General features: G+C 59.4%; 15 protein-coding genes. 12 read left to right on the forward strand and 3 right to left on the reverse strand.

The annotated features are described in order from the left end of the window. Nucleotides 1-11 precede the first annotated feature (11 nt). The 12 genes from SOM48_RS15640 to SOM48_RS15695 are packed head-to-tail and all read left to right on the forward strand — an operon-like array spanning nt 12 to nt 9,461. Nucleotides 12-467 (forward strand): transglycosylase SLT domain-containing protein, encoded by a 456-nt coding sequence (locus SOM48_RS15640; protein WP_232374435.1) that lies wholly within the window; start codon nt 12-14, stop codon nt 465-467. Beyond that, a complete protein-coding gene (locus SOM48_RS15645) occupies nt 455-1,633 on the forward strand; it encodes a type II secretion system F family protein (RefSeq protein ID WP_312278205.1) in 1,179 nt (392 codons plus the stop codon). The genes SOM48_RS15640 and SOM48_RS15645 overlap by 13 nt, the downstream gene beginning before the upstream one ends. After that, the gene (locus SOM48_RS15650) at nt 1,633-3,270 is read left to right on the forward strand and encodes a GspE/PulE family protein (RefSeq protein WP_320512291.1); all 1,638 of its coding nucleotides are present in this window, start codon (nt 1,633-1,635) and stop codon (nt 3,268-3,270) included. Before SOM48_RS15645 ends, SOM48_RS15650 begins: the two co-directional genes overlap by 1 nt. Beyond that, nucleotides 3,248-3,934: a hypothetical protein gene (locus SOM48_RS15655; RefSeq protein WP_139567035.1), complete on the forward strand. Its 687-nt coding sequence runs from the start codon at nt 3,248-3,250 to the stop codon at nt 3,932-3,934. The genes SOM48_RS15650 and SOM48_RS15655 overlap by 23 nt, the downstream gene beginning before the upstream one ends. A 2-nt stretch (nt 3,935-3,936) precedes the next feature. Further along, nucleotides 3,937-4,461: a hypothetical protein gene (locus SOM48_RS15660; RefSeq protein ID WP_076769465.1), complete on the forward strand. Its 525-nt coding sequence runs from the start codon at nt 3,937-3,939 to the stop codon at nt 4,459-4,461. An 8-nt stretch (nt 4,462-4,469) separates the two neighbouring features. Then, nucleotides 4,470-5,018, forward strand: coding sequence for a hypothetical protein (locus tag SOM48_RS15665; protein WP_139965526.1), 549 nt, complete (start codon nt 4,470-4,472; stop codon nt 5,016-5,018). Then, entirely contained in the window at nt 5,015-5,533 is a 519-nt protein-coding gene (locus tag SOM48_RS15670; protein ID WP_320512292.1) for a hypothetical protein, read from the forward strand. Before SOM48_RS15665 ends, SOM48_RS15670 begins: the two co-directional genes overlap by 4 nt. Beyond that, a complete protein-coding gene (locus SOM48_RS15675; protein ID WP_320512293.1) occupies nt 5,530-7,395 on the forward strand; it encodes a secretin N-terminal domain-containing protein in 1,866 nt (621 codons plus the stop codon). The genes SOM48_RS15670 and SOM48_RS15675 overlap by 4 nt, the downstream gene beginning before the upstream one ends. Then, on the forward strand, nt 7,395-7,868 hold the full coding sequence (locus tag SOM48_RS15680; RefSeq protein WP_319551538.1) for a type II secretion system protein: 474 nt from the start codon (nt 7,395-7,397) through the stop codon (nt 7,866-7,868). Before SOM48_RS15675 ends, SOM48_RS15680 begins: the two co-directional genes overlap by 1 nt. After that, nucleotides 7,855-8,211: a type II secretion system protein gene (locus tag SOM48_RS15685; RefSeq protein ID WP_083699380.1), complete on the forward strand. Its 357-nt coding sequence runs from the start codon at nt 7,855-7,857 to the stop codon at nt 8,209-8,211. Before SOM48_RS15680 ends, SOM48_RS15685 begins: the two co-directional genes overlap by 14 nt. Further along, nucleotides 8,198-8,713, forward strand: coding sequence for a hypothetical protein (locus SOM48_RS15690; RefSeq protein ID WP_320512294.1), 516 nt, complete (start codon nt 8,198-8,200; stop codon nt 8,711-8,713). Before SOM48_RS15685 ends, SOM48_RS15690 begins: the two co-directional genes overlap by 14 nt. Nucleotides 8,714-8,717: 4 nt before the next feature. After that, on the forward strand, nt 8,718-9,461 hold the full coding sequence (locus SOM48_RS15695) for a prepilin peptidase (RefSeq protein WP_320512295.1): 744 nt from the start codon (nt 8,718-8,720) through the stop codon (nt 9,459-9,461). Here SOM48_RS15695 and SOM48_RS15700 read toward each other — a convergent pair. Genes SOM48_RS15700 through SOM48_RS15710 form a run of 3 tightly spaced genes read right to left on the reverse strand, consistent with a single transcriptional unit; the run spans nt 9,449 to nt 12,835 of the window. After that, nucleotides 9,449-10,618 (reverse strand): hypothetical protein, encoded by a 1,170-nt coding sequence (locus tag SOM48_RS15700; protein WP_313163013.1) that lies wholly within the window; start codon nt 10,616-10,618, stop codon nt 9,449-9,451. The two genes, SOM48_RS15695 and SOM48_RS15700, sit on opposite strands and share 13 nt — an antisense overlap. Next, entirely contained in the window at nt 10,615-11,406 is a 792-nt protein-coding gene (locus SOM48_RS15705; RefSeq protein ID WP_312479885.1) for an outer membrane lipoprotein-sorting protein, read from the reverse strand. Before SOM48_RS15705 ends, SOM48_RS15700 begins: the two co-directional genes overlap by 4 nt. 31 nt (nt 11,407-11,437) lie before the next feature. Next, complete coding sequence (locus tag SOM48_RS15710) at nt 11,438-12,835, reverse strand: ABC transporter permease (protein ID WP_320512296.1); 1,398 nt, start codon at nt 12,833-12,835, stop codon at nt 11,438-11,440. Nucleotides 12,836-12,839: the final 4 nt, after the last annotated feature.

The raw sequence follows: 12,839 nt of genomic DNA on the forward strand, positions 1-12,839 counted from the left end.
TGATTCGGCTAATGCTGGTACTCATTCTGCTGGCGGGGCATAGCGCTGAAGCCCATTGCTGGCAACGTGCAGGCGCGCGTTACGGTATTGAGCCAGCATTATTAAAAGCGATCGCTGTGGTTGAATCGGGATTATCAGCAACGGTGGTGCATAAAAATCGTAATGGCTCCACGGATGTCGGCTTAATGCAGATCAACAGCCAGCATTTTGCGCAGCTCAAGCAATATCACATCACCGCACGCTCGCTTATTACTAACCCTTGCCAAAACGTAATAACGGGTGCCTGGGTGCTGGCCGGGCAAATTCGCCAGTTTGGTTATAACTGGGAAGCGGTGGGTGCCTATAACGCCGGGAATGCCCGTAACAGGAAAACGCATTTAGCACGCCTGCGCTATAGCCAAAAAGTGGCGCGTATTTATCAGGGGCTGAAAAGTAACGATAAGGAGTTCGCGGCATGGGAAAAATGAGCACCTGGGAAGTGACCTATTTAGAAAAGGGTAAACGCAAAAAAATCCGTACCCAGGCCGATACGCCCATTTCAGCCAGACACCAGTTACAACAGGCAGGCTATGTGGTGCTGCGTGTGGCGCAACAGGTGCAGCACCCGGCAAAGCGCGTCTCGCTGACGCTCTTTACGCAGGAGCTGATGGCGCTGCTGGATGCCGGGCTGGTGGTAACCGAAGCGATTGAGACACTCTGCGCCTGCTCAAGCGATGAACAGGCGCTGGAGATGCTGGAGGGGCTGCTGGAGAAGCTCTACGCCGGAAGCCAGTTATCGCAGGCGATGGCCGCCCAGCCCGATATTTTTCCGCCGCTATTAGTTAATACCGTCGCCTCTTCTGAACAAACTGGCCAGTTGGCCAACGCCCTGAAACGCTACCACTTCTATGAACAGCGCCTTGAGCAACTGCGTAAGCGCATTCGCGGCACCTTAACCTACCCGCTGATTGTGCTGACGGTTGGCGGGCTGATTGTCTGTTTCCTGCTGGGTTTTATCGTGCCCAGCTTTTCACAGGTGTTTGAAGGGGTGAACACCCTCAGCCGCAGCGCCGAGCTGATTTTATGGTGGGGACAGTTGGTTAAGCAGTCGGGGCCGGAGCTGTTAATGGGCACTATTGCCACCATCGGCGCGCTGATCGTGGTGTGTAAACAGAGCTGGACCAAACAGCTATTGATGCGAGGCGCGATGAAAATCCCCCAGCTGCGCCAGCAGCAGTTTCTCACCATTCTGGTGCGTTTCTATCGCACGCTCGGCCTGCTGCTTGATGGCGGTGTACCGGTTACCCACGCGTTACGCCTTGCGCAATCGGTGATCCCGGTCAGCCATCACTCCCAGCTCAACACCGTGGTGGAGCATGTGATGGCGGGTAAGAGCGTTTCGGAGTCGCTGGAGAGCCAGCATTTAACCACCCCGGTGGCGATGCGTTTACTGCAAGTAGGCGAGCGCAGCGGGGAGTTAGCCGGTATGTGCGAACGCATTGCGGGCTTTTATGACGAGGCGCTGGAGCGCGCCATCGACACCTTCACCCGCATTTTTGAGCCGTTACTGATGATGATCGTCGGCGGCATTGTTGGTTTGGTGGTGTTTCTCCTCTATATGCCCATTTTTGAGATGGCCGGGAGTATGTCCTGATGATGTCGCAGCCGGAAGTTTCCACCCTGATTGATGGCCTGCTGGCGGTTGATGAAGCCCAGCGCAGCGAGGCGTTTGAGAAGCTGATTGACGCCGAGCCCACCGCGCTGCCCGCGCTTGCCGCGGCACTCGGCATCGCGCTCTTTGCCCCGGAGGCGGAGGAAGAGGTTACCGTCGATTTTCAGCATATTCCCCTCAATGACGCGCTGGCGATGCATGTCCTGCCGGTGTGCTGGCGCGATCGCCAGTGGTTGCTGCTGAGCGATCCCTTTTCGCTGGCGCTACGCCAGTGGGCGCAGCGGCTGCCGGTTACGCTTGCCATTGCCTCACCCGGCTGGTTACGCGAGCAGCTTGAGGCGCTGACCCGCCAGCAGCGCACGCTCGATCAGCTCGAACAGCAGGCAAATGAAGAGGGCGAAGATGAGGTGATCCTTGAGATCACCCCCGGCAATATCGCCAGTGAAAGCAACCCGATCATTAAGCTGGTTAACGCCACGCTCTATGATGCGATCCAGAGCCGCGCCAGCGATATCCACCTTAGCGCCGCGCCGGACGGCCTGGCGGTCAAATACCGCGTTGATGGCGTTATCCACGCTATTCGTCACTGCCCTGGTATCCAGGCGTCCGGTCAGATTATTTCGCGCATTAAAGTGCTGAGCAGCATGGATATTTCGGAGCGGCGTATTCCTCAGGATGGCCGCTTTAAGGCAATGATCCACCAGCGACCGGTCGATTTTCGTGTCTCGGTGGTGCCGGGTATTCATGGCGAAGATGCCGTGTTGCGCGTACTCGACAAGTCTCACAGCAGCACCCTGAGCCTGGAGACGCTCGGTTTTGACGACCATACGCTGCGCGAAATCCGCCTGTTAACTCACCAGCCGAACGGCATGGTGCTGGTCACCGGGCCGACCGGCAGCGGCAAATCGACCACCCTTTACGCGGCGCTGAGCGAGCTGAACACCGGCGACAATAAGATCATCACCATTGAAGATCCGGTTGAGTATCAGCTTAACGATGTGCTGCAAATTCCCGTCAATGACAAAAAAGGGCTGACCTTTGCCCGCGGCCTGCGCGCTATTTTGCGCCACGATCCTGACACCATTCTGGTTGGTGAGATCCGCGACAGCGAAACCGCCGGTATCGCCGTGCAGGCTGCGCTTACCGGTCACCTGGTGCTCTCCTCCGTCCACGCCAATGATGTCTTTAGCGTGCTGGAGCGTTTTCTCTATATGAACGTCGATGCCAACAGCCTGCTCTCCGCGCTGCGCGGCGTGCTGGCGCAGCGGCTGGTGCGCGGCATCTGCCCGCAGTGCCTGGAGGAGACGCAGCCGAGCGAGCAGGATCTTCATCAGTGGCAGCAGAGCGCGCTACACACGCTGACGCCGGTGTGGCGTAAAGGGCGCGGCTGCCCGGCCTGCCGGCAGAGCGGGTTTCGTGGCCGGCTGGCGCTGGCGGAAGTTTTGCCGTTCAGCGACAGGATGAAAGAGGCGCTCCAGATGCGCGCCTCGGTGCGCCAGATGCGCGAAATCGCTTTAGCAGAAGGCTTTGTCCCGCTGCATAACGTTGCCATTCGCGCGGTGCTGGAGGGCAAAACCACTTTTTCGGAGATCAACCGTGTTATCACTCCTCCCGCCTGAGTTGCAGTGCGACATTCATCCGCAGCGGCTGGTGCTGCGCCGGGGCAACCGGGTGCTTGGCGAACAAGCGTTAACCGCACAGACCGCGCTGGATGAGGCACTCGACCAGCTGTTAAGCGCCCACACCTCAGGATTGCCCTGGTGGGGAAAGCTCAGCTTCTGCCTGAGCAGCAGCCGGATTCACTACTTTACCGTGCCCTGGCAGCCAGGGCTGAGCACGCCGGAGGAGTTACGCAGCTTCGCCGCCACCGAGGCCGCCAGGCAACCCTTCTGGCGCCATGTGCTGGCGTGTAAAACCGCCTTTATCTCGGTGCAGTTCGGCGCAACGGCGCTGGCGGCGGCCATTGATGAAGCACTCTGGCAGGCCTTACTGCTCACCGCCCGTAAATGGAAACTGCGTGTGGGCGGTATTCATGTCGCGCTGCACCAAAAGCTTCGCGCCTGGCGCGGCGCACTGCCCGCCGATGCGCTCTTCTGTCTGCGTGATGAGCAGTCGACGATCTTTGTCTCGCGCCAGCGCGGGCAGTGGCAGCAGGCGTGGTGTCTGCACAATGACGCGGGCGTGAGCGCGCAGCAGCAGGTCGCTCAGACCGCGCGGCTGATGGGGCTGGACGCTGGCATTCCGCACTACTTTCTCAACAACATTGATGCACCGGGGGAGTAAGGATGTTTTCCATATCGGCTTTTAAAGAGTGGGCCGCTCCCTGTTTTCACTATCGTCCCCGCGCCGCCTGGCCGGTAATGGGTGTCGTGCTGCTGCTGACCGGCGGGCTGCTGCTGGCGAGTATGAAGGATTATCAACGGCGCGACGCGCTACAGCGCCAGCATCAACACCTGCTCGAGACGGTGGCGAAGCGGGATGAAATTGTTCGTGGCCTGTCGGCACGCATGAAAAAACATCAGCCGGATGCGCGAGCCGCCATGCAGGTGGTGGCGATGCTGAACCCGCTGGCGAAATTACTCCTGCCCGATGTGGCGATCATGAACGTCAGCGTTGAGCCTGAGAAAAAAGTGGTTCGGCTGCAGGTCAAAGCGATGTCGCTTGAGGCGCTGCTCGATTTCAGCACCCGACTGGAGGCGATCCCGGCGCGTGTTGAGCTGCAACACCACACGCCGTCAAAGGAGCTCAGCCAGAAATGGGCGGTCAACGCCACGCTGATAGTCATCTATCCCAATAACCCCCGGCTCTGAGTGAACTTATGCGATCTTCCCTCTCTTTACCTTATCTACGCTGGTCGCTGGCCTCTCTCGTGGAGAGAACGGGCAGGGCGCCGCTGCTGGCCGCGCTCTTTCCACTGCTGATGGCCGGTTACTGGCAGGGCGCGCTCGCGCCGGAAAAGCGCCAGCTCCTCAGTGAGAATGCGCAACTGGAGTTGCAGTTAGATAAACCGCTGGCGCTCTCGCCTCAGCCTAAAAATAGCGCGGCTCTCTTACAGCGCACGCTGAATGACACCGAGTATCAGCAGGTGAAAGCGGTGTTCGACATTTTTCAGCAGAACCACCTGCAGGTTGACGGCAGCCGCTATCAGTTCGGCAAAAACGGCAAAGGGCGTCAACGCGCGCTGGCGCTAACCATTCCGCTGCAGGGCGAATGGAACAACCTGACGCGATCCCTTATCACCATGAGTAAAAGCCTGATCTTTCATGTCGACAGGCTTGCCATCAGCCGCGCCAGCCCGGAGAGCGCTCATCTGCTGATCACGTTGCAGTTGACGCTCAGCCTGGCATCAGGTCTGGAGGCGTCATGAAGCTGCCGCGATATCTGAAAATCTTGCTGCTGCTGACCGCCGGGCTGCTTCTCTGGGTGCATGTCACCGATGAAAGCGCCGAAAACGGCCCTGAGGTGAGCCAGGCTGCGCCAGACGAAACGCGTCCGCCGCGCCAGGCAAACCGTCCACTGCACGTCACTGATGATGCCAGCGCGATTGCCAATCTCTTCCCGGTCTATAACGCACCGGCAACGAAAGCGGCCGCACCCGCGCCGGTGGCAAAGGTGCAGCGCGTCACGTTCCCTTTTCGCGCGGTGGGGCTGTGGATCCGCAACGGCATGCGCATCGTCATTCTGACGGATGGCGCACGTAACTGGCTGCTCTGTGATGCCTGCCGTAAAGCGGGGTATATCCGGCCTGGTGGCCTGATCACACCCGACTGGCGACTGCAGGCGATGGCACAGGGCAGCCTGCTTTTTGAATCATTACCGGGGCATGAGCCGTACAGCATCAGCCTTAACACTTTGACTACACAAGCCGTAACAACACAATGAAAAAACCGATTCTCACTATGGTATGTGCGCTTGCGCTGCTGACGGGCTGCGCAAGCAGCAAATCCGTCGCACCGGAAGATGCCGCCCCCGTCAATACGGCGTCGCTGCGCGATGCGTTGCAGCGTATCGATAGCCAGCTTAAGAGCCACCCGCAAGATGTTAAGCTGCGAACGCAGCGGCAACTGCTGGTGACGCAGTTAGTGGAGGGCTATATCACCACCGCCCGCCAGGCGGCGGCGAAAAATAACTATGTCGCGGCGAGCCGCGCATGGGAAGCGGTGCTGCGCTATCAGCCGGGCCACTTTGTCGCGCAGCAGGGGTTACAAAAAATCGACCGGCTGCGCGTGCTGGATAAGCTCTATCAACAGGCGCGAGCGCAGTATCAAACCGACCCGGAGCAGGCGTTAGCCAAAATCCAGCAGATCCTTGAAGAGTCGCCCGGCTGGCCGCAGGCGGCGGAGATGCGCGACCGTCTGATGCGTGAAATCGCCGTGCAGAATCAGCCGGAGAAGAAGATCAAGCGCGAGCTGCGCAAGCCCGTCAGCTTTACTTTCAACAAACATAATCTGAAGGAGATCTTCGCTGCCATCAGCCAGATTACCGGCATCAATATCATCTACGATAAGGATGTCTCCGATGCGGCTACCGCCAGCCTCATCGCCCACGACACCAGCGCGGAGAACGCCCTCAATCTGCTGCTGCTCTCCAACCAGCTGCGTAAAAAGATCCTCAATGGCAACACGCTGTTGATCTATCCCGCCACGATGCAGAAAGAGAAGCTCTACCGCGATACGGTAGTGAAAACGGTTTTTCTCGGCTACGCCAAAGCGAAAGAGCTGAATGTGGCGCTGCGTAATTTGATCAAGCTGCGCGATGTCCATGTCGATGAGCGCACCAACTCAGTGACCTTTCGCGGCCCGCGTGAAAGCGTGGAAAAAGCCGAGCAGCTGTTGCTGACCCTCGACCGTCCGGAAGCGGAGGTGACGCTGGCGGTAGAGGTGCTGGAAGTGGACGCCAAAGATGTTGAAACCCTGGGCATCAACTTCCCAGGGCAGATTGGCATCGGCTTTAACGCTATCGAGTCCGGCAACAGCAACATCGCCATTAACGCCCTGAATAAAAATAATATGTTCGTCAATCTCGGCTCCGGCCAGGGGCTGAGCGCCAATATGCAGAAGATCCGCTCCCATGGGCGCGTGCTGGCGAACCCGCGCATCCGCGTGAAAAACAATAAAAAGGCGGTGGTGGAGATTGGCGAGCGCATCCCGGTGCTGACCAGCAGTATCTCTGAGAGCTTTTCACAAGAGCAGGTGGAGTATCAGGATGTTGGCCTGAAGCTGGAAGTCACGCCGGATATCAGCGTCGATAACACCATCTCGATGGATGTGAAGTTTAACCTCAGCACCATCGGCAGCGCCGAACACTCAAAAGATGGCGTCGCTTACTATCGTACCAACAACCGCGACGCGGCCACCGTCCTCAGCAGCCAGAATGGCGAGACGCAGATGCTGGCGGGGCTGATCAAAGAGAGCGACAGTGCAGGGCTGAACGGCCTGCCGGGGCTGGCGGATCTGCCGCTGCTCGGCAAATTCTTCGGCAGCCACGAAAGTAACCATGAGCGGACCGAAGTGGTGCTGCTGATCACGCCGACCATTGAGCGCAGCATCGATCTGCCGGGCACCCATATCAACACCATTGAGATGGGCAGCGAAGATGCGCCGGGTGAGAGCGCCTACCTGCCGCCTGCCGCAGAGGAGACGCCTGAAGCCCCGCACTTTGCTCCGCCGCCGCTGACGCCGCCCGCCACCTTCCCGGCGCTGAAAAAAGTACCGGCACCAACCCTTGCCAAAGGCAAGCCGTAATGGCGCGGCGCAACGGCTTCACGCTGATTGAGATGCTGGTATCGCTGGCGCTGCTCGCCACGCTTGCCAGCGCCGCTATCCCGATTTACCAGCGTCAGATCCAGCAGCGCAACGAAGAGGCGTTGCGCGTGGCACTGCGCGCGATCCGCACCGCCCTCGATCGCTATGCGCAACTGAGTGAAGAGGGGATTATCGAAAAAGAGGCGGATATGTCGAACTGGCCGGTGTCGCTGAATCAGCTGGTGGATGGCGTGATCAATAAAAAGTCGGCCAACCGGGAGAAGATCTACCTGCTGCGCGCCATCCCGCGCGATCCCTTCTGCGACTGTGAAGGCAAGCCGAACAGCGAAACCTGGCGGCTGCGCGCTTCGACGCAGGCACCCGGTGAAAGCACCGGTGGGAAGGATATCTGGGATGTCAGCTCCACCAGCATGCAGCCCGGACTGAATGGAGTGCCGTATGCGCAGTGGTGAAAAGGGTTTTACGCTGATCGAGTTACTGGTGGTGATGGCGATTATCGCCACGCTGATGACGCTGGTCGCGCCGCGCTTTTTTAATCAAACCGAGCGCGCAAAAATTGTGGTGTTGCAGCATAACCGCAACGCTCTGCGCGCGGCGATTGCCGCCTGGCGTCACGATCGTCTGAGCGGGCCGGAGCAACTGGAGGAGTTGGTTGAGCAGGGGTACCTGTTTGATATTCCCTTAGATCCCGTCACCCAGCGACGCGACAACTGGCAAGTGAAGCGTGATGAGAACGATCAGATTATCGATGTTACTTCGCCCTCCCTGCCGGAGCAGGAAAATGCACAGGAGTAAGCCCGCAGCGCAGGGCGGTTTCACCTACCTGTGGGTGCTGCTGATGCTCACCATGCTGTCGCTCTCCTTGCTGAAAGAGACCCGCTCGCGCGAGGTGCAGTTTCGCCAGCAGCAGGAGGAGGAGCTCTTTTTTCGCGGCGTGCAGATCCGCAATGCGATCCACAGTTATCAGAAAAAGGGCAGCGGCTGCTTTCCGCTGGGCTTTGAAGATCTGTTACAGGACAGCCGCGATAAAAAGCCCGTCGCCCATCTGCGCCAGTGGTTTGCCGACCCGCTCACCGGCTCGCGCGACTGGGGGATGAGCTATGACAAGCAGGGGCGCTGGGTTGGCGTCTACAGCAAAGGCCACGGTACGCCGCTGCGCCACACGCTCTTCCCGCCTGAAATAAAGAACTTCAAACAGGCGGAGCGCTACGAACAGTGGCTGTTCAACACCCCGGAAGTGCTCTCCGCACCGCTCCCTTCTGCCTGCCGCTCGCTGCTTAATAAAACGGAGCGATAACCCTGTGGAAAGCCTCTTTTTTGCGCTGATCGGCGCGATTTTCGGCAGTTTTATTAATGTGGTTATCTACCGTTTACCGCGAAAAATGCAGGGGGAAGCGATAAGCCTGAGCTGGCCACCGTCGTTCTGCCCCCACTGCCGGACACGGATAAACTCGCATGACAATGTTCCGCTACTCGGCTGGTTGTGGCTAGGCGGGCGCAGCCGCTGTTGCCACAAGCGGATAAGCGTTCGCTACCCGGCCATTGAAGCGTTGATGGCGCTGCTGTTCTCGGCGGTGATAGCCCATGATGGCGTCAACCTGGCGGTGCTGCTGACGCTGGCGCTGCTGAGTCTGCTGGTAGCGATGTTTTTTATCGATATCGACCATATGCTGCTGCCTGATGTGCTGACGTATCCCTTTTTACTGCTGGCGCTGCTCTGCGCCTGGTGCCGCCAGCCACTTCTTGCGACGCTACAGGAACATCTCCTGGCCGCGGCGGTCGGCTTCTCTATTCTGTGGTTGCTCAACTATGGGTTTGCGCGCTGGCGCGGGTGCGAGGGCATCGGGGGAGGGGATATGAAACTCTTTGCTGGCATCGGCGCATGGCACGGCTTACCGGCACTGTTTGATATTATGCTGATCGCCGCACTTATCGGGCTGGCGAGCGGGCTGCTGCTCTTTCGCGCCTCGCGCCAGCAGCCCTTTCCATTTGGCCCCGCCATTATTCTAGCCTGCATCGGCTGGGCGATGGTTTACAGCCAGTAATCCAGTGAGATCTGCCAGCGGCGCTCACTCAGATTCAGCAGGTAGACCTTTTGCCACTGCAATGCCACATCCAGCGAGCCAAGATGGCGGCGCAGTTCGGCAAAGCCCATATTGGTATGCCGCTGCAGATCCCGCTGCGCAATCAGGTTGAGATCGTACTGTTCGAAAAGGTCTTTCCAGTAAGCCTGCAACAGCACGCTGCGGCGGGGATCCTGCCCGGCCACGGTCGGCTGGGCGCTGCCGTTGTAGTGCCCTTCGAGCCGCAGCGTCAGATCGCTCTCGCCGGTCCAGGTGAGACCCGCCGCCACGCGGTTGCGCCAGGCGATATCCCACTGGCTCTCCGGCAGCAGCGTCTCCTGCCAGCTGTAGGGCTGACGCCCGCCGGCCCATTCGCCATAAATCAGCGTTGAGCGGGAGAGCACCCGCGAAAGATTGAGGCCAAACTGCGGCTCGCGCTGCTGCTCTTTAAACAGCAGCAGCTGCGGGTTGAAATTCTCCGCAAAGCGGTAGCTGGCGCTGAGCAGCAGGCGGTCGCGCGGATTGCTGGCCTGCCAGTCGAGGCTGGCGCTGCGATCGGCGCTGCCCCTGCGGATTTTCGGTGCCCAGAGCGCGCTAACGGCGGCGTTGTCCCAAAAGTGTTGCAGACGCACCATCCCATTGCCCATCCGGTTGTTACGCAGGGTTTCCGGGTCGGCAGAGGTCATGGATCGCACGGTGCCCCGGCCAAGAAAGTCCGTCGGGTTATAGCCCAGCGCGACGCCGTAGCGGGTGTTGATACGGCCCATATCCAGCATCGTTTGCGGCGTCAGGTGGTAGCTGAGCCACGCTTCGCGCAGGGTGTTGGTATAGCGGGTTTCGCTGAGCCTGTGGGTAAACCGGCTATCCAGGCGGTTGGAGAGCACCAGCCGCCACTTCTCACCCAGCGGCGCATCCAGACGCATATCCAGCGACAGCCGCTGCTCTTTCTCCTGCTGCTGATTGATGCTGCTGGCCGCTTCAAACATCATATTCAGCGCCTGGTAGGCGTCGGGGCTAAACTCGGCGCTGTCGGCCAGATCGAGGGCTGCCAGGGTCTCATCCTCCTGCGACAGCGCGGGCGCGGCTGGCAGCGCGCTCAGCAGCATTAGGCAGAGAAGGGAAAGGGGCGATCGTGTCATGAATTCGCATCCCGGAAATGGGCGAGGAAATCACGCTGCAGCCAGGACTCCGGCACGTCGCGCCACTGGAAATCCTTCTGGCGCAGCACGGTAACCCAGTGCGCATTAACCCCATCAATAATCACCGCTTCCGTCGAGCGGATGCCGCCCAGCACGGGTGCATAGCGGCGATAGAAGGTGGTTTTCAGCAGGTTGCCGTTAACGGCATAGAACTCCGCTTTACGGCTCTTAAAGTCGGTTTTATCGACCCATAGATCCATCGATGGATAGGCCGCATCTCTGTTTTGCGCCTCCAGATGCAGGTGGTAGCAGTCGCGCATCTGCCGCTCGCCATCCTGAATGCGCTCCTCTCCCACCAGCTTTGCCTGGTAATCCGCCGCCCAGTTTGCGGTAACGACATCGCCGTTGGAGGCTTGCCCCATCAGCCGCTGCTGCGGCGAAATTGGCACGCTGGCCTGGCTTGTGGGATCGTACAGCCACAAATCGCGACCGCTTTTCAGCGTCAGTTTACCGGCATCGCGCTGCGGGCTGATAAAGCGCAGCAGGCTGCGAAACTGGCCGCCGTCCGGCGCAACCCGGGAGTAGAGCATCAGTTCACTGGTTTCGTGCTGTTTGCCATTTTTGTAACTGATAAGCGTGGTCACCAGGCTGAAGGAGCGATCCGGGTTACGTACCTCATCGCTTTTTTTCAGGATCTGCTGGGCGCTAAGCGCCGCATACGCCGGTGCGGCGCTTATTAACAGGATGGTCAGCCACGCTGATGCCAGGCTCTTTTTCCGTAATGACATGAATTCCTCCTTTTTTATTCAGGGTGTTGCATCAGATATGGCGCAGCGCTTCAACAATCGACACCCGCGAGGCGCGTCGTGCGGGCCACCAGGAAGAGAGCACGGTCACCAACAGCAGGGTGCCCGTAACGCTGGCCAGCATGCGCCACTCTCCCCAGATACTGATGCGGATCGGCAGCGGCGAGGTGACGCCCGGCGGCTGCCATGTCATCCCGGAGCGGTTAATAAGCCAGGCCAGCGCCAGCGCGATAAGCACGCCAAAGACTGCGCCAATCGCGCCCAGCAGCGCGCCTTCGCTCAGGAACAGGCGCTGGATATCGCCACGTTTTAGCCCCACCGCACGTAGGGTGCCGATCTCCACCGTGCGCTCCATCACTGCCATATTCATGGTGTTGCCGACGGTGAAGAGTGCAATGCAGAGGATCAGCGCCAGCAGGAATGAGAAGATCTTGCCGAACATCGCCAGCACCTGGTTATAGAGCGGCTGTAATTGCGTGAAGTCAAACACCGCCAGCGGTTCGCCGGAGAGCTTATTAGCGAAGATCTGCCGCAGGCGCGCCCGTGCGGCCTCCATCTCTTTGGTGCTGTGCAACTGGAGCAGGATTGCCGTTACGCCGGGCGTCTCCTGGCCGAAAAGCAGCTGCTGCGCCTGGCGCAGATGCAGGCTGACCACGGTGTCATCCAGTTCGCGCGCCTGCTGCGGCTGGGTGCCCAGCACGTTGACGCGGATAATATTCGGCGCACCGGCAGCGGAAGCGGCCAGCAGCTCAATATGCGATCCCGTGGCCGGTGGGCGCGTATCGCGGGCGCTTTGCGACAGCGCCAGCAGATCGTCAGGCAGTGCGCTGGCATTGTTCTCTTTCGACGGCGGCGGCGCGCAGGGCTGATCTTTAACAAAATCACACAGCAGCAGCAGGCGAGCCAGCCCGCGGCCAATCAAAGCCGCTTCCGGCTGGGTACCGGTCAGCGGTTTGCGGACGATAAGGTCTGCGCCTATCTGATATTCATCCCACTTATCCAGCTGTGCCTGCCCAACGGCCTCTGTGCCATAGATCAACACCGGACGCGAGGTGCCAACCGCATAGTGGCCCGCGAGACCGGTCAGGGAGAGGACCGGCGTGGTAACGGCGATCATCTTTTTCAGCACCGGATCGCGGATGAGGATATCGACGATCTGTTGATAGTTATGAATGCTGTAAAGCGCAGGGTTGCTGGTGCCGTGCAGAAGATAGTCCCGCTGCTGGATCTGCAGATGGCCTTTATCGCGCACGAAGGTGGTTTGCAGGCTGTACTCAATCGACTGGTTATAGCCTGCGAACAGCAGAATGCCTATCGCCCCGACGATAATGGCGCAGAGGGTCGAGAGCGTGCGTCGGCGGCTGCGCAGTAAGTTGCGCAGGGCATGTTTCATTAGCGTTGTGGTTTGCATTATC

Source organism: Kosakonia sp. CFBP8986, from assembly GCF_034044935.1.
Taxonomy (GTDB): Bacteria; Pseudomonadota; Gammaproteobacteria; order Enterobacterales; family Enterobacteriaceae; genus Kosakonia; species Kosakonia cowanii.